We start from the raw sequence: 16,382 nt of genomic DNA on the forward strand, positions 1-16,382 counted from the left end.
ATCCGACCGGTGATCGAGGAGGGCGGGGCCCAGGGGATCCGCTACCCGGGCAACTGCTCACGGTACGGGGCGAGTTCGTCCGAGGTCTTCGTCGCGATGAACTCCGTGATCCGGTAGGCGCACACGCCCTGCTTGGTGAACGGGTCCTGCGCCACGATCCGCTCGATCCGCGCGCGATCACCCCCGACCGCCAGAATCACCCCGCCGTCGCGCGGGTTCTTGCGGCCCGACGCGATGAACACCCCGTCCGCGTACTGCGCGTCCAGCCACGCGACATGGTCCCGCATCAGCGCGTCGACGCGCTCGACGGGTGCGGTGTAGGTCAGCTCCAGTACGAACATGATCGTCAGGCTACGGCACGGGTGCGAGGCCGACCCGGCCGCGTCCATGTACGTCCGGATACGGGGGCGATGCTCCGTCCTGCGAGCGCACGCACCGGACGCCGCACGGCCCGGCCTCCGGCCGGACGACGGCAGTTGGACGACACGGCCCAGGGCCCTTCGTCCGGATCAGGCCGGATCGGCGAGCGCGGCCCGGTGCCGTGGATCGCGAGGCGGCGGCGGGAGCCATGGTGATTGACGACAACGCGGCAGATGCGCGTGCCCAGCCCCGCGACGCCGCCCCCCATTTGCCGGTCGGTCTTAGACTCGATGGCACTATGGCAACCCTCCCGACGCCCGCCGACGAGGCCGAGGCCCGCGCGATCCAGGACTCCCTGCGCCCCCGGGTGGTGCTCGACGAAACGGGACCGCCGCCCGGCACCGGCAGGGTCACCGGGGTCGATGTCGCCTACGACGACGAGCGCGATGTCGTCGTCGCGGCAGCGGTCGTGCTCGACGCGGCGACGCTCGACGTGGTGGCCGAGGCCACCGCGGTCGGCCGGATCACCTTCCCGTACATTCCCGGACTCCTCGCCTTCCGCGAGATCCCGACCGTGCTGGACGTGCTGGAATCGCTTCCCGTCGACCCCGGACTCGTGATCTGCGACGGCTACGGGCAGGCGCACCCGCGCCGCCTCGGACTCGCCAGCCATCTCGGGGTGCTCACCGGACTTCCGGTGATCGGCGTCGCCAAGAACCCGTTCACCTTCTCGTACGAGCCGCCGGGCAGCCGCCGGGGCGACTGGTCGCCGCTGCTCGACGGCGAGGAGGAGGTGGGCCGGGCGCTGCGCACCCAGAACGGCGTCAAGCCGGTCTTCGTCTCCGTCGGACACCGGACCGGCCTCGACAACGCCTGCGCCCACACCCTGCTCCTGGCCCGCGACTTCCGCCAGCCGGAGACCACCCGCAGGGCCGACGCCCTCTGCCGACGGGCCCTGCGGGAAGCGACCGCCTGAGTATCTGAGTATGTGTACGGATAACGCCCGCCGATCATGACGGGCAGACTGGTACACATGACCGAACATCGAACGTCCACTCGACCAGGAACCGTCTATCTCGCCCAGCGCCGGGTAGCGGTGGGAATGACTCTTGGCATGCTCGCGGGAGCGGTCTGGGCCGTGTCGATGATCTGCACGCTGGTGGCCTGGGCGCTCTGACCCGCCCCTGGGCACTGCCGCGCCCCGACCGACCCGTTCCGCTCAGCGGGCCGCCGCGACCCGGAAACGCAGCCCGGCCGCGCGCAGCCGTCCCAGCAGCGCGTCACCCATCGCGACGGCAGTCGTGACCTGCCCCGATGTCGACGGGAGCTCGTCCAGGGCGAGGCAGAGCGCGGACTGCGCGAGCATCTTCGCCGTCTCGTCGTAACCGGGGTCGCCGCCCGACACCTCGGTGAACACCCGGTGCCCGCCGCCTTCGCCGACGAAGCGCACGGTGAACCAGCTGCGCCGCCTGCGCTCCGTGTCCGGGCCCTGCCCCGGCTCGTAACGGTTCATCAGCCAGGACCGTGCTGCTGGAATCTGCGCCGCACCCAGGAGCGCGGTGAGCGCGGCCGTACCGCCCAGCGCCACGGGCAGATGCTTCACGGAGGCGAAGTGGCGGTAGCGGAAATCGGGGCCGTACCGGGCGAGCACCCGCGCCGAACGCCTGACGACCTGCGCGTCCAGCGTCGGCAGCGGCAGCGCCCACGTGCCGGTCTCCGGACTGAAGTGCGGGGTGCCGAGCGGGGTGCGGGCGCGGCGGGCCACCAGGCGGGGTTCGTGCAATCCGCGTTCCCGCGCGGCGCGCAGCATCCTGGGGCCGCGGCCCATCGCCGTGAGCGCGGAGGCGAACGTACCGCCGGAGAAGACGGCGTTGCCGCGGACGAATCCGTCGATCGCCAATGGAACGTCCCGCGGCAACTGCTGGACGGTGAAGTACACCCCGAGGTCGTGCGGTACGGAGTCGAAGCCGCAGGCGTGCACGATCCGGGCCCCGGTCTCGCGGGCCCGCGCGTCGTGCCGCAGATACATCCGGTCCACAAACTCCGCCTCGCCGGTGAGGTCCGCGTAGTCCGTTCCGGCCTCGGCGCAGGCCGCGACCAGCTGCTCGCCGTACCAGACGTAGGGGCCCACGGTCGTGGCCACCACATGGGTGGATTCGGCCAGTTCGCGCAGTGAGTGCTCGTCGTCCGCGTCGGCGTGCAGCAGCGGGAGGTCCGCGCAGCGCGGGTCGACGGCGGTGAGGCGTTCGCGCAGCCGTTCCAGCTTGGCCCGGTCGCGTCCGGCCACGGCCCAGCGGCAGCCGGCGGGCGCGTGGGCGGCGAGATATTCGGCGGTGAGGGCGCCCACGAAGCCGGTGGCACCGAAGAGGACGACGTCGTAGGGGCGTTGTGCCCCGTTCTGTCTGTTCATGAGTGCCTCCGCAGGGCCCGGAGCCGATGTGGCAGGCAGAGGGTAGCGGAGGCGTTCGTGGCGGTGTGCGGCCGGGCGGCGATCGTGGGGGAGGATCGCGGGGAAGGAACCAGGACCGACCGGCACAGGGAGGCGGTGTCGCGGGGCTGATCACGCACTCTCCCCAGGCATGAAGGGCCACGGGTCCCCTTCATGCCTTGTCGTCGGTCGGCAACGCTCCGCGGTGCCTTCCCGCTGTGCCCTGCAACCACGAGTACCGGTCCCGTTCCCTGTCCCGCCCCATCCGCCGGTCGGTCTAAGCGCTTGCTCGGCCAAAGGGGTTGTGCGGAGCGTGACGCGTTCTTAGCATCATCGCTGTTACATCAGTTGTGTCATACCGCTGGGGGCTAGATGGCAACGACAGAGCACGGCCCGCTCGCAGGCGTGCGCGTGGTCGAGCTGGCAGGCATCGGACCCGGCCCGTTCGCCGCGATGCTCCTGGCCGACCTCGGCGCCGATGTCGTCAGGGTCGACCGGCCCGGCGGCCCGGGGCTCGGCATCGACCCCGCGTACGACCTCACCAACCGCAACAAACGCTCCGTGCTGGTCGACCTCAAGGCCGCGGACGGTCCGGCCAAGGTGCTCGATCTGGTCGAGCGCGCCGACATCCTGATCGAGGGATACCGGCCGGGCGTCGCCGAGCGCCTCGGCGTCGGGCCGAGCGCCGCGCTGGCCCGCAATCCTCAGCTCGTCTACGGACGGATGACCGGCTGGGGGCAGGACGGACCGCTCGCCGAACGGGCCGGGCACGACATCGCCTACATCGCCCTCACCGGCACCCTCTCCGTGATCGGCAGGCCCGGGGAGCCACCCACCGTCCCGGCCAATCTGGTCGGCGACTACGCGGGCGGTTCGCTCTATCTCGTCGTCGGTGTCCTGGCCGCTCTCCAGCACGCCCGCACCCCGGGCGGCCGGGGCCAGGTCGTGGACGCGGCGATCGTCGACGGCGCCGCCCATCTCGCCACGATGATCCACGGAATGCTGGCGGCCGGGGGCTGGCAGGACCGGCGAGGCTCCAACCTCCTGGACGGCGGCTGCCCGTTCTACGGTGCGTACGAGACCGCCGACGGGCAGTACATGGCGGTCGGCCCGCTGGAGCAGCGGTTCTACGAGGAGTTCAGCAGGCTCCTCGGGATCGAGGAGGCCCCGGACCGGGGGGACATCGCCCGCTGGGACGAACTGCGCACGCTCGTCGCCGACCGCTTCAGGACCCGTACGCGCGCCGAGTGGACCGAGGTGTTCGAGGGCACGGACGCCTGCGTGGCCCCCGTCCTCTCGCTCCGTGAGGCGCCCCGTCATCCGCACATCGCGGCCCGTGCCACCTTCGTCGAGCACGACGGGCTCACCCAGCCCGCGCCCGCGCCCCGTTTCTCCGCCACCCCTGTCTCCGTGCGCGGCGGGCCCGCGCGGCCCGGCGCGGACACCGGAACCGTCGCCGCCGACTGGGACGTACCCAGCATCGCGGAGCCCCGGAAGGAGCCCACCGGCTGATGGAAGCCACCCCGCCGCCGAACCCCGCGGGCTGCCCGCGCGAGGCCTGTGACCGGGACGCGACCGGGGCGGCCGTCCGCGACCCGTACTCCCGCACCCCCGCCCTCGTCGCCCGGACCGGCGCGGGGCCCGACGTCAGGAACTGACTCCAGGAGGCCCGCAGTGCAGCGGCAGATCTTCACCGAAGAGCACGAAGCGTTCCGCGAGACCGTCCGCACCTTCCTCACCAAGGAGGTCCTCCCGCACTACGAGCAGTGGGAGAACGACGGCATCGTCTCGCGCGAGGCGTGGCTCGCGGCCGGCCGGCAGGGACTGCTCGGCCTCGCCGTTCCCGAGGAGTACGGGGGCGGCGGCAACACCGACTACCGCTACAGCGCCGTCCTCGCCGAGGAGTTCACCCGGGCCGGTGCCCCCGGACTCGCGCTCGGGCTGCACAACGACATCATCGGCCCCTACCTCACCGGTCTCGGCACCGAGGAGCAGAAGCGGCGCTGGCTGCCCGGCTTCTGTGGCGGCCGGACCATCACCGCCATCGCGATGACCGAGCCCGGCGCGGGCTCCGACCTCCAGGCCATCCGCACCACCGCCGAGGACAAGGGCGACCACTGGCTGCTCAACGGCTCCAAGACGTTCATCTCCAACGGCATCCTCGCCGACCTGGTGGTCGTGGTCGCCAGGACCACCCCCGAGGGCGGTGCGAAGGGGCTCTCGCTGATCGTCGTCGAACGCGGCGCGGAGGGCTTCGAGCGGGGCCGCAACCTCGACAAGATCGGCCAGAAGTCCCAGGACACCGCCGAGCTGTTCTTCCACGACGTCCGCGTCCCCAAGGAGAATCTGCTCGGCGAGCGGGACGGCGCCTTCATCCATCTGATGACCAATCTGGCGCAGGAACGGATGGGCATAGCGGTCGCCGGGATCGCCGCCGCGGAACACCTGCTGGAGATCACCACGCGGTACGTGAAGGAGCGCGAGGCCTTCGGACGGCCGCTCTCCAAGCTCCAGCACATCCGGTTCGAGATCGCCGAGATGGCCACCGAGTGCACGGTCACCCGCACCTTCATCGACCGCTGCATCGTCGAGCACTCCGACGGCGGGCTCGATGCCGTCCATGCCTCGATGGCCAAGTGGTGGGCCACCGAGCTGCAGAAGCGCGTCGCTGATCGCTGTCTCCAACTCCATGGCGGCTACGGCTATATGACGGAGTATCCGGTCGCGAAGGCCTTCACCGACGGCCGTATCCAGACCATCTACGGCGGCACGACCGAGATCATGAAGGAGATCATCGGACGCTCGCTGCTCGCCTGACATCGTTCGCGCAACCACCTCTGAAAGGCTGCTGACTTGAGTACCGAAGCGTTTGTCTACGAGGCGATCCGCACCCCGCGCGGCCGTGGCAAGGCCAATGGCGCCCTGCACGGCACCAAGCCGATCGACCTCGTCGTCGGCCTCATCCACGAGATCCGCGGCCGCTTCCCCGGCCTGGACCCGGCGGCCATCGACGACATCGTGCTCGGCGTGGTCAGTCCGCTCGGTGACCAGGGCTCCGACATCGCCCGGATCGCCGCCGTCGCGGCGGGCCTCCCGGACACCGTCGCGGGCGTCCAGGAGAACCGCTTCTGTGCCTCGGGCCTGGAGGCCGTCAACCTGGCGGCGGCCAAAGTCCGTTCGGGCTGGGAGGATCTCGTCCTCGCGGGAGGTGTCGAGTCGATGTCCCGTGTCCCGATGGGATCCGACGGCGGCGCCTGGGCGATGGACCCGATGACCAACTTCGACACCGGCTTCGCGCCGCAGGGTGTCGGTGCCGACCTCATCGCCACCATCGAGGGCTTCACCCGTCGCGACGTGGACCAGTTCGCCGCGCTCTCCCAGGAGCGCGCCGCCGAGGCATGGAAGGACGGCCGGTTCGCTCGCTCCGTCGTCCCCGTCAAGGACCGCAACGGCCTCGTCGTCCTCGACCGCGACGAGCACATGCGGCCCGGCACGACCGCCGACTCGCTCGCGGCGCTCAAGCCCTCCTTCGCGGCGATCGGTGAGATGGGCGGCTTCGATGCGGTGGTCCTGCAGAAGTACCACTGGGTCGAGAAGATCGATCACGTCCACCACGCGGGCAACTCCTCCGGCATCGTCGACGGCGCCGCGCTCGTAGCGATCGGCAACCAGGAGATCGGCGAGCGGTACGGGCTCACGCCGCGCGCCCGGATCGTCTCCGCCGCAGTCTCCGGCTCCGAGCCCACCATCATGCTCACCGGCCCGGCGCCCGCCACCCGCAAGGCCCTCGCCAAGGCCGGACTCACCATCGACGACATCGACCTCGTCGAGATCAACGAGGCGTTCGCCGGAGTCGTGCTCCGCTTCGCCAGGGACATGGGACTCTCCCTCGACAAGATCAACGTCAACGGCGGCGCCATCGCGCTCGGCCACCCGCTCGGCGCCACCGGCGCGATGATCCTCGGCACCCTCATCGACGAACTGGAACGCCGCGACCAGCGCTGCGGTCTCGTCACCCTCTGTGTCGGCGGCGGCATGGGCATCGCCACCGTAGTCGAGCGTCTCTGACCGTCTCCCGGCCACCGTGGCGTGGCGTCGGCGGGGTCGGGGCACGCGCCTCGCGGCGTTGTCGTCCCTCACCATGTTCCCCGAGCTCTCGGCTTCGCTCGAGCAGGGGAGGCCCCCTTCGCCATGGATCGGTCCTCCGCCTCGCGATCCACGCACCCCGACCCCGCTCCTTCACCCACGCCACCCCCTGCCGGCCCCTCTCTTACGGAGAAGAACAGCAATGACCGAGAGCACGACCATCCGCTGGGAACAGGACGAGACCGGCGTTGTCACCCTCGTACTCGACGACCCCGACCAGTCCGCCAACACGATGAACCAGGCCTTCAAGGACTCCATCGCGGCCATCGCCGACCGCGCCGAGGCCGAGAAGGACTCCATCCGCGGCATCATCTACACCTCCGCCAAGAAGACCTTCTTCGCGGGCGGCGACCTCAAGGACATGATCAAGGTCGGTCCCGAGAACGCCCAGCAGGCCTTCGACACCGGCACCGCCATCAAGAACTCGCTGCGCCGCATCGAGACCCTCGGCAAGCCCGTCGTCGCCGCCATCAACGGCGCCGCGCTCGGCGGCGGCTACGAGATCGCGCTCGCCTCCCACCACCGCATCGCCCTCGACGCCCCCGGCTCCCGGATCGGTCTGCCCGAGGTCACCCTCGGCCTGCTGCCCGCGGGCGGCGGCGTCACCCGCACCGTACGCCTCATGGGCATCACCGACGCCCTGCTGAAGGTCCTCCTCCAGGGCACCCAGTACACCCCGCGGCGCGCCCAGGAGAACGGCCTCGTCCACGAGGTCGCCGCCACCCGGGAGGAGATGCTCGAAAAGGCCCGCCTCTTCATCGACGCGAACCCCGAGTCCCGGCAGCCCTGGGACGTCGAGGGATACAAGATCCCCGGCGGCACCCCGTCCCACCCGAAGTTCGCCGCCAATCTGCCCGCCTTCCCGGCCAATCTGAAGAAGCAGATCGCGGGCGCCCCGATGCCCGCGCCGCGCAACATCCTCGCCGCCGCGGTCGAGGGCTCGCAGGTCGACTTCGAGACCGCGCTGACCATTGAGGCCCGGTACTTCACCGAGCTGGTCACCGGCCAGGTCGCGAAGAACATGATCCAGGCGTTCTTCTTCGACCTCCAGGCCGTCAACTCCGGCGCCGGCCGCCCCAAGGGCATCGAGGAGCGCCGGGTCCGCAAGGTCGCCGTCCTCGGCGCCGGGATGATGGGCGCGGGCATCGCCTACTCCTGCGCCCGCGCGGGCATCGATGTGGTCCTGAAGGACATCTCCGTGGAGGCCGCCGCCAAGGGCAAGGCGTACAGCGAGAAGCTCCTGGACAAGGCGCTCTCCCGGGGCCGTACCACCGAGGCCGAGCGTGACGCGCTGCTGGCCCGCATCACCCCGACCGGAGACCCGGCCGATCTGGCGGGCTGCGACGCCGTCATCGAGGCCGTCTTCGAGGACACCGCGCTCAAGCACAAGGTGTTCCAGGAGATCCAGGACATCATCGAGCCGGACGCCCTGCTCTGCTCCAACACCTCGACCCTGCCCATCACCGTCCTCGCCGAAGGCGTCTCGCGCCCTGCCGACTTCATCGGGCTGCACTTCTTCTCGCCCGTGGACAAGATGCCGCTGGTCGAGATCATCAAGGGCGAGAAGACCGGCGACGAGGCACTGGCCCGCGCCTTCGACCTGGTCCGCCGGATCAAGAAGACGCCGATCGTCGTCAACGACTCCCGCGGCTTCTTCACCTCGCGCGTCATCGGCCAGTTCATCAACGAGGGCGTCGCCATGGTCGGCGAGGGCGTCGAGCCCGCGTCGGTCGAGCAGGCCGCGGCTCAGTCCGGCTACCCGGCCAAGGTGCTCTCCCTGATGGACGAGCTGACCCTCACCCTGCCCCGCAAGATCCGCAACGAGACCAGGCGGGCCGTCGAGGAGGCCGGCGGCGACTGGGCCGGACACCCGGCGGACGCGGTCATCGACCGGATGGTCGACGAGTTCGGCCGCCCGGGACGCAGCGGCGGCGCGGGCTTCTACGAGTACGACGAGGCCGGCAGGCGCACCCGCCTCTGGCCCGGCCTGCGGGAGCATTTCGGGGGTTCTGGGGGTCGTCCCCCGGGTGGGCACAGCACGAAGCCGGACACCGACATCCCCTTCACCGACATGAAGGAGCGGATGCTGTTCTCCGAGGCGCTGGACAGCGTCCGCTGCCTGGAGGAGAACGTTCTCGTCTCCGTCGCCGACGCCAACATCGGCTCCGTCATGGGCATCGGCTTCCCGCCGTGGACCGGCGGCGTCCTCCAGTACATCAACGGGTACGAGGGCGGCCTGCCCGGCTTCGTGGCCCGCGCCCGAGAACTCGCTGAGACGTACGGCGACCGCTTCCTGCCGCCCGCCCTGCTGGTGGAGAAGGCCGAGAAGGGCGAGACCTTCCACGACTGACCGCGGCTCCGCGGGCCGCGTTCACTCCGCAGTGAACGCGGCCCGCAGCTCTTCCTTCAACGACCGCTGGAACGCGGTCACCAGCGCCTGGAGCACCATCGGCTGCATATGGGCCGACAGCGACTTCATCGCCGCCACGTGCTCCGGGTCCGACTCCCGCTCCCGGTACGGACCCCAGACCTCGTCCCGGAACAGCCGGGTCAGCTCCTGCGCGGCGGACCGGGAGTGCTCCACCAGAACCGTGCGGGCGGCCAGAATCGTCTCGTGCGCGATCGGTACGTCGAGCAGTTCGACCCCGAGCCGGAGCAGTCCCGGGTCCACCCGGTAGCTGCCGTCGGTCGGCTCGGCGTGTTCCAGCACGCCCATCGCGGCCAGCCGCGCCATGTCCTGTTCGGTCAGCGCCCGGCCCGCGCGCCGCTCCAGCTCCGCCCGCGTCGCGTCCTCCGGCGAGTCGGGTGCCCAGGTGGCCACCAGGGCCCGGTGCATCGCCAGATCGTGCGCGCTAAGATCCGGCGGCAACTGCTCCAGATAGCGTTCGATCGCGGCGAGCGTCATGCCCTGGTGCTGGAGCTCCTCGATGAGCGCGAGCCGGGACAGATGCTCATGTCCGTAGTGCCCGACGCGACGCGGCCCGATCGCCGGCGGCGGCAGCAGACCCCTGGTGCTGTAGAAACGCACGGTGCGTACGGTGACACCGGCGCGTGCCGCCAGTTCGTCGACGGTGAGCGTCGGGTCCTGGGTCCCGGTCGCCATGTCTGCTCCTCGCGTTCCGACGCAGCGGTGAACTGCTGCGTCTGCACCAATCAGGTTCAACAGTATTGCTGTCTCACCACTGTTGTGAAAGTGGCCGGCTGGTGTGAAAGCGCCCGGCGGCACCCGGACCCGGTCCCGCTCCGGAACGGAACCGCACCGTCCTGCCGATGGCGCCCTTCCGGCGGAGCAGGGGCCCGATCGACGCACTGTACGGCGAGGACGGCCGGGGACCGACCGGTCCCGGCGCGTTGTCAGTGGTGGCTCCTACGCTGGTGTCATGCCGGAGATCACTTACGTTCGGGGGGACGCCACCGCCCCGCAGGGCAAGGGCGTCAAACTGATCGCGCACGTCTGCAACGACCTGGGCGGCTGGGGCAAGGGCTTCGTCCTCGCCATCTCGCGCCGCTGGCCCGAACCAGAGGCTGCCTACCGCCAGTGGCACCGCGAGCGCGCGGGCAACGACTTCGGCCTGGGCGCCGCGCAGTTCGTCCAGGTGAGTCCCTACGTCTGGGTGGCGAACATGGTGGGCCAGCGGGGGACACGCACGGGCAGCAAAGGGGTGCCCGTGCGCTACGAGGCAATCGACACGGCCCTGGGAGCCGTGGCCGACCGGGCCGTCGAGCTGGGGGCCTCGGTCCACATGCCGCGGATCGGCTGCGGGCTGGCGGGCGGCACATGGTCCCGGATCGAGCCGCTGATAGAGAAGCGGCTGCTGAGCCGGGGGACAGCGGTGACGGTGTACGACTACTAGGACCTCTGGGACGTGACGGCGGGCCCTGCGGACGCCCTCTACCGCGGGCCGTCAATGCTTCCTGGGATTGCGTGAGTTGATCGACCGAACGCTTCCTGCAGGAGGCCTGTCCAGGTCGCCCTGTACCGACTTCTGTGGTGGGATGGAACCGGAGGAACGGGGAGGGGCCATGGCGGCACGGGGCACGAACGAGACACCGCTGGCCCGGACGCTCGGTGAATCGCCGCCCTCCGACGCACTGAGCGAGCAGATCCTGGACGCCGCGCGTGAGCAGTTCATGACCTTCGGACTGCGCCGCTCGACCGTCGATGACGTCGCCAAGCGCGCCAAGGTCTCGCGGGTCACCGTGTACCGGCGGATCGGCAACAAGGACAGTCTGGTCTCGGCATGTCTGCTGCGCGAGTACCGGCGCTTCGTCGTGGAAGTGGACGACGCGGTCGCCGCGCTGCCCACCACGGAGGACCGGCTCGTGGAGGGTTTCACCGCCGTCCTCGGACACATCCGCGCACATCCGCTGATCGGCGGGCTGCTGAGGCTGGAGCCCGAGACCCTGCTGCCTTTCCTGACCCTGGAGAGCGGGCCGGCCCTCCTCGTCATCCGTGACTACCTGGCCGGCCGGCTGCGCCACGCCCGGCGTGCGGAGGGGCGGCCGGAGAGCGATCCGACACCGGTGGCCGAGCTGATGGTGCGGATCACGGTCTCCTTCCTGCTCAACCCTGTCAGCTGTTTCGAGCTCGACGACGACGCGCAGGTGCGGGCGTTCGCCCGTCGCTACCTGGTGCCGTTGCTCGCCGCCGGTCAGTGACCGTCGCGAGCATCGCGCCTGTCGCCGGCCGGGGCGGGGTCCGTCTCGTCCGGCAGGGGCTCCAGAGGGCGGCTGCGGACCCAGTGCGGGCCGAGGTCGTCGAGCCGCCAGCCGAAGGGGTACGAACGAGGCTGCGGACGTGAGGGCAGTCGGCGCGGCCGGGCGGGCAGCCACCGTACGCACCGTGCGCGGAACCGCAGAGCTCCCGCGGCCGACGACCGTGCCCAGCGCGGCTGCGGCCGGAAGCCCAGCGCCACGAGCAGCGGCTCGTCCAGCAGGGCGAGCGAGAACCGCGCGACGAGGGGCCGCAGCGGCCGTGGGTACCAGCTCGCCATGATCCGGAACGTGGCGTTCGCGACTCGTCGGTTCGCCGGGTCGTACGCGAACATCCGCTCCTCGTAGGAGTCGAGGAGCCGCTCGAACCCCTCATATGTCTCAGGGGCCCCCTCGATGCCCATCATGTCCGCCATCTTCCGGCCGACCTCCGCCAGAGCCTGGATCTCCTGCGCGCACAGCGGGCGCCAGCCGTACCGATCGATCCAGCGTTTCGGGCCCACGACCGTGGTCGCGAGGACATAGCGGAAGTCCTCGTTCGGGATGTGGTACTTGCCGTGGATCCGGTTCAGATGGCGCGCGGCGGCCCGGCCGCGCTCCGAGTCGAAGCCGTCGGCGGCCATTTCGTAGCCGATCAGCACCGTGTCGTCGTACCGCTTCTGCCCGGACCGCTCGAACTCCTGGGTGCGGTCGAGGAGCACGGAGATTCGGGGGACGCCGTAGTCGCGCAGGAACGCGACGCTCACACCCTGCCGGTAGTCCCAGGGGAACTCGTACTGCGAGATCAGCCGGAGGATCTCGGCGTAATCGTGCGCGGGATCCATCCGGCGGATCTCGCGCAGGCGGCTGTAACGGCCCATGGTGCGCCTCCTGTCCATGTGTCGAGCCCGTGCCGGTCCTGGTCCTTTCGTCTACTCCCTTTTTCAACTCCCTTGCATGTCAATGAATCTGACGACTCATCGCATGCAGGGAGTCAAAGATACAAATACTATCGAGTTGTTTCATCGGTCGCGTCAACACCGTCGACGTGGATGCGTGGAGCGAGCCGTCGCAGCGGCCCGCGCGCACCGGGCCGGAAGTGATCGCATACTGGATCACACAGGGTCGGGCTCCGATCCGCAGGCCCGGCCGACCGCCGGGAGTGCCGCATGAGCACCCAAGCAGCCAGAGGAGAAAGCCCCGCCCCGCCGCCACCCGGAGGCGTCCTCTGGAGCCTCTCCGGCGACATCCGCGCCCTGCTGATGCTGCCCGCGGCCCTCACCCTGCAGGTTGCCCACCCCGCCGTCGGCGCGGGTGTGGACGAACACTCCGTCTTCCGTACGGATCCGTGGGGGCGCGGCGAGAGGTCCCTGCGTTCGCTCCAGCTCTGGGTGTACGGAGGAGAGGAGGCCGCCGAGGAGGGGCGAAGGCTCCGTAAGCTGCACCGCACCATCCAGGGTACCGACGTCCGGGGGCATCGCTACCATGCGTTGTCACCCGCGAACTATGCGTGGGTGCATGCCACGGGTTTTCCCGTCTACCAACACGCCGCGCGCTATCTCGTCCGGCCGCTCACCAGGGCGCAGGAACGGGCCCTGTACCGGGAGTGGCTGCAGGTCGGCAGAGTACTCGGCATCCATGACCGGGACATGCCGCAGACGATCGAGGAATTCTGGCCGTACTTCCGAAAGGTGCTCGCCGAGGAGGTCGAGCTGAACGTCGTCGTCGAGGATCTGACAGCCATCGACCGTCCCGTCCCGCCGCCCGACCGGGGGCCGCTGCCACTGCGGCTACTGCTGAAGGCGTTGTGGCCGGTGCTGTTCCCACCGCTGGCCAGGTTCCGCCGCTTCGTCACCATCGGGCTGATGCCGCCGGAGGCGCGGGCGGCGATCGGACTGGAGTGGACGGACACACAGGAGCGGAGGCTGCGGAGGTTCTGCGGGGTGGTGCGGCGTGTCGTGCCCGTACTCCCGGAGCGGCTGCGCTACCTGCCGTACGCGCGCAGGGCCCGTGCCGCGCATCGCAAGGCGGTCCGGGGCGAGAGGAGGCTCAGGCGGAGGCCCGGCGCACCAGTTCGGTCGGTGTGATCACCGATTCGGGCTCGTCGTCCCCGGCCTCGCCGTTCAGCTGCCGCATCAGCATCCGCACCATCAACCGGCCCATCCCCTCGACGTCCTGACGGACCGTCGTCAACGGGGGTTCGGTGGACTCGGCGATCGACACCATGTCATCGAAGCCGACCAGCGCCACTTCCTCCGGCACCCTGCGACCGTGCTCGCGCAGCACCCGTAGGGCGCCCGAGGCCATCAGGTCGTTGGCGGCGAAGACCGCGTCCGGGCCGGGGTGGCGCTCAAGGAGCTGGGCCATCGCCCGTGCGCCGCCCTCGACAGTGAAGTCGCCCTCCACGAGCAGTGCCGGATCCCCGTCGGGCAGCACATCGCGGTAGCCGTCGATCCGGTCGAGTGCCGAGGTCTGGTCGCGCGGTCCGGCGATGTGCGCGATCCGCCGCCGGCCGAGGGAGACGAGATGGCGTACCGCCTCGGCCGCGCCGCCCCGGTTGTCGCAGTCGACGTACGGAACGGCCGGCTCGGACGCCGCGCCCAGCCGGCCGGGGCGTCCGCCGTAGACCGTGGGCACCTGGAACCGGCGGATGATCGCGGGGAGTTCGTCGTCCGTGTGCAGCGAGAAGGCCAGCGCGCCGTCCACATGGCCACCGGCCAGATAGCGGGCGACCCGGTCGAAGTCGCCGCTGCCCTCCACCAGGAGCAGCACCAACTGGGCGTCGTGCGCGTTCAGTTCGCGGCTGATGCCGCGGATCTGCTGGGAGAAGAACGGGTCCGAGAAGATCCGGAACTCCGGCTCGTCGATGAGCACGGCGACCGCGCCGTTGCGCCGGGTGACCAGGGTCCGCGCGGCGTGGTTCGGAACGTAGCCGAGCTCCTCGACCGCTTGGCGCACCTGCTCCACGAGCGGCTGCCGCACCCCCGCCCCGCCGTTCATCACCCGGGAGGCCGTCGCCCGTGAGACCCCGGCGAGAGCCGCCACCGCTTCCAGCGTGGGGCGGGCATCGCGTCGGGAGCCGGGGATCGGACCGGGCAAGGGACGCTCCTCGTACGCGCGGGATCGGCCGGAATCGGCCGGGCGGCCGGACAGCACCGACGCCCTCAGCCTATCCGGCGTCACCGGCCGTCCGCCGGGCACCGTCGCCCCACCGAGGAGAGGGGGCGACGGCGCCCCGAACGGGTCCGCGGACCCGTCAGTGGCGGTCGTGAATCGTGTTCGTCGCCGCGATCTGCTTCCACGACGCGGGCTGCGCGGGCACGCGCAGCGAGCGTGCCCCGGCGGCCGCGAGGGCCCCGGGCCGCGTCGGCTGGTACAGCCAGGTGTCGAAGAAGGCGGCGAGCGGCTTGCCCGAGACCCGCTCCGCGTACGTCACGAAGTCCGCCACGCTCGCGTTCCCGTACGCGTGCTCGGCCGGCCAGCCCTTCAGCAGTTCGAAGAACGTCTCGTCACCCAGCTTGTCGCGCAGCGCCTGGATGGCCAGCGCGCCCCGGTCGTAGACGGCCGCGTCGAATTGGTTGTCGGGGCCCGGGTCACCCGGCTTCACCGTCCAGAAGGCGTCGTCGGCCGGATGCTGGGCGTAGGTGTAGTCCGCCAGTTCCCGCGCGGTCCCCTCGCCCTCCTTCTCCGACCACAGCCACTGGCTGTAGCGGGCGAAGCCTTCGTTGATCCAGATGTCCTTCCAGCCCTTGAGGGACACGCTGTCGCCGTACCACTGGTGCGCCAGCTCGTGGACGACGACCGAGACGTTCGCGCCGTTGGCGAACTGCTTCGGGCTGTAGAACGGCCTGGTCTGCGTCTCCAGCGCGAACCCGCTCTTCACATTGGGGGAGTAACCGCCGAGCGCGTCGAAGGGATACGGTCCGAAGACCTCCGTCAGCCATTCGGCGACCTCGGTGCTCCGCTCGATGCTGGCGCGTGCCGCACCGCCGTTGGCGCCGAGGTCCTTGCTGTACGCGTTGACGACCGGCAGCCCGTCCGACGTGGTGTCCGTGGTGATGTCGAACCTGCCGATCGCCAGCGTCGTCAGATACGTGGCCTGGGGCTTGCTCGAACGCCAGTTGAAGCGGGTCCAGCCGAGCTTCGAACTCTGCGACTGGAGCACGCCGTTGCTGATCGCCTGGGTGCCGTCCGGCACCGACACGGAGATGTCGTAGGTGGCCTTGTCCAGCGGGTGGTCATTGCTGGGGAACCACCACGCGGCCGACTCCGGCTCCTGCGCGGCCACCGCGCCGTCCGGAGTGCGGACCCAGGAGGTCCAGCCGTTGATCTCGACCTCGGACGGCTTTCCGGCGTACCGCACGACCACGGAGACGGCCTTGCCCTTCGGCAGCGCCGCCGCCGGGGTGATCTCCAGTTCCTGTTCGCCGGTCCTGGCATGGCCGGCCTTCTTGCCGTTCACCAGCACCTCGGAGACGTCCAGCCCGAAGTCGAGGTTGAAGCGGGAGAGTTGCTGGGTGGTCGTGGCGAGGATCGTGGCCGTGCCCTCCAGCAGGTCGGTCGCGGGCTGATACTTCAGCCGCAGGTCGTAGTGCGACACGTCGTAGCCGCCGTTGCCACTGGCCGGGTAGTAGGGGTCGCCGATGCCCGGGGCGCCCACGGTGCCTTCGGCGGCCGAGGCCGGGATCGCCAGCAGCAGGGAGGCCGCGAGTGCGCTCGGGACGATGAGTCTGCGGTGCACGAATGCTCCAAGTCG

At 70.4% G+C, this 16,382-nt stretch carries 16 protein-coding genes; 10 read left to right on the top strand and 6 right to left on the bottom strand.

All coding sequences use genetic code 11. From position 1 onward, the window contains the following. Positions 1–41: 41 nt before the first annotated feature. Entirely contained in the window at positions 42–341 is a 300-nt protein-coding gene (locus ACZ68L_RS01485) for a YciI family protein (protein WP_469573239.1), read from the bottom strand. 317 nt (positions 342–658) lie between these two features. Between ACZ68L_RS01485 and ACZ68L_RS01490 the strand changes: the two genes are divergently transcribed. Together ACZ68L_RS01490 and mmpA are read left to right on the top strand one after the other, a co-directional pair. Next, positions 659–1,336: an endonuclease V gene (locus tag ACZ68L_RS01490; RefSeq protein ID WP_469573241.1), complete on the top strand. Its 678-nt coding sequence runs from the start codon at positions 659–661 to the stop codon at positions 1,334–1,336. Positions 1,337–1,393: 57 nt separating this feature from the next. Then, the gene (gene mmpA, locus ACZ68L_RS01495; RefSeq protein ID WP_351072703.1) at positions 1,394–1,537 is read left to right on the top strand and encodes a morphogenic membrane protein MmpA; all 144 of its coding nucleotides are present in this window, start codon (positions 1,394–1,396) and stop codon (positions 1,535–1,537) included. A 42-nt stretch (positions 1,538–1,579) separates the two neighbouring features. Here the strand turns inward: mmpA and ACZ68L_RS01500 are convergent, their stop codons facing one another. Beyond that, a complete protein-coding gene (locus ACZ68L_RS01500; RefSeq protein ID WP_469573242.1) occupies positions 1,580–2,770 on the bottom strand; it encodes a saccharopine dehydrogenase family protein in 1,191 nt (396 codons plus the stop codon). 390 nt (positions 2,771–3,160) lie between these two features. Here ACZ68L_RS01500 and ACZ68L_RS01505 point away from each other — a divergent pair, with 390 nt between their 5' ends. The 5 genes from ACZ68L_RS01505 (at position 3,161) to ACZ68L_RS01525 (ending at position 9,284) form a co-directional block, all read left to right on the top strand. Continuing rightward, positions 3,161–4,300, top strand: a complete 1,140-nt coding sequence (locus ACZ68L_RS01505; RefSeq protein ID WP_469573244.1) for a CaiB/BaiF CoA transferase family protein — start codon at positions 3,161–3,163, stop codon at positions 4,298–4,300. Further along, positions 4,300–4,446, top strand: coding sequence for a hypothetical protein (locus ACZ68L_RS01510; RefSeq protein WP_469573245.1), 147 nt, complete (start codon positions 4,300–4,302; stop codon positions 4,444–4,446). Before ACZ68L_RS01505 ends, ACZ68L_RS01510 begins: the two co-directional genes overlap by 1 nt. Before the next feature lie 16 nt (positions 4,447–4,462). Continuing rightward, on the top strand, positions 4,463–5,605 hold the full coding sequence (locus tag ACZ68L_RS01515; RefSeq protein WP_469573246.1) for an acyl-CoA dehydrogenase family protein: 1,143 nt from the start codon (positions 4,463–4,465) through the stop codon (positions 5,603–5,605). Between the two features lie 36 nt (positions 5,606–5,641). Continuing rightward, on the top strand, positions 5,642–6,856 hold the full coding sequence (locus ACZ68L_RS01520; RefSeq protein WP_469573247.1) for an acetyl-CoA C-acetyltransferase: 1,215 nt from the start codon (positions 5,642–5,644) through the stop codon (positions 6,854–6,856). A gap of 220 nt (positions 6,857–7,076) precedes the next feature. Next, positions 7,077–9,284: a 3-hydroxyacyl-CoA dehydrogenase NAD-binding domain-containing protein gene (locus ACZ68L_RS01525; protein WP_469573249.1), complete on the top strand. Its 2,208-nt coding sequence runs from the start codon at positions 7,077–7,079 to the stop codon at positions 9,282–9,284. A 21-nt stretch (positions 9,285–9,305) separates the two neighbouring features. On the opposite strand, the gene ACZ68L_RS01530 is transcribed toward ACZ68L_RS01525, so the two are convergent. Continuing rightward, complete coding sequence (locus ACZ68L_RS01530) at positions 9,306–10,037, bottom strand: MerR family transcriptional regulator (RefSeq protein WP_469573251.1); 732 nt, start codon at positions 10,035–10,037, stop codon at positions 9,306–9,308. Positions 10,038–10,314: 277 nt separating this feature from the next. Here ACZ68L_RS01530 and ACZ68L_RS01535 point away from each other — a divergent pair, with 277 nt between their 5' ends. Next, entirely contained in the window at positions 10,315–10,788 is a 474-nt protein-coding gene (locus ACZ68L_RS01535) for a macro domain-containing protein (protein WP_469573252.1), read from the top strand. A 169-nt stretch (positions 10,789–10,957) separates the two neighbouring features. Beyond that, on the top strand, positions 10,958–11,593 hold the full coding sequence (locus ACZ68L_RS01540) for a TetR/AcrR family transcriptional regulator (RefSeq protein WP_469573253.1): 636 nt from the start codon (positions 10,958–10,960) through the stop codon (positions 11,591–11,593). Here ACZ68L_RS01540 and ACZ68L_RS01545 read toward each other — a convergent pair. Further along, on the bottom strand, positions 11,587–12,507 hold the full coding sequence (locus ACZ68L_RS01545; RefSeq protein ID WP_469573255.1) for an oxygenase MpaB family protein: 921 nt from the start codon (positions 12,505–12,507) through the stop codon (positions 11,587–11,589). The two genes, ACZ68L_RS01540 and ACZ68L_RS01545, sit on opposite strands and share 7 nt — an antisense overlap. Positions 12,508–12,795: 288 nt before the next feature. Between ACZ68L_RS01545 and ACZ68L_RS01550 the strand changes: the two genes are divergently transcribed. Continuing rightward, positions 12,796–13,713: an oxygenase MpaB family protein gene (locus ACZ68L_RS01550; protein ID WP_469573257.1), complete on the top strand. Its 918-nt coding sequence runs from the start codon at positions 12,796–12,798 to the stop codon at positions 13,711–13,713. Here ACZ68L_RS01550 and ACZ68L_RS01555 read toward each other — a convergent pair. Continuing rightward, a complete protein-coding gene (locus tag ACZ68L_RS01555) occupies positions 13,676–14,725 on the bottom strand; it encodes a LacI family DNA-binding transcriptional regulator (protein ID WP_469573258.1) in 1,050 nt (349 codons plus the stop codon). The genes ACZ68L_RS01550 and ACZ68L_RS01555 overlap by 38 nt on opposite strands. A 157-nt stretch (positions 14,726–14,882) precedes the next feature. Beyond that, a complete protein-coding gene (locus tag ACZ68L_RS01560) occupies positions 14,883–16,367 on the bottom strand; it encodes a M1 family metallopeptidase (protein ID WP_469573260.1) in 1,485 nt (494 codons plus the stop codon). Positions 16,368–16,382: the final 15 nt, after the last annotated feature.

The sequence above is a fragment of the Streptomyces sp. NPDC104309 genome (assembly GCF_055584025.1).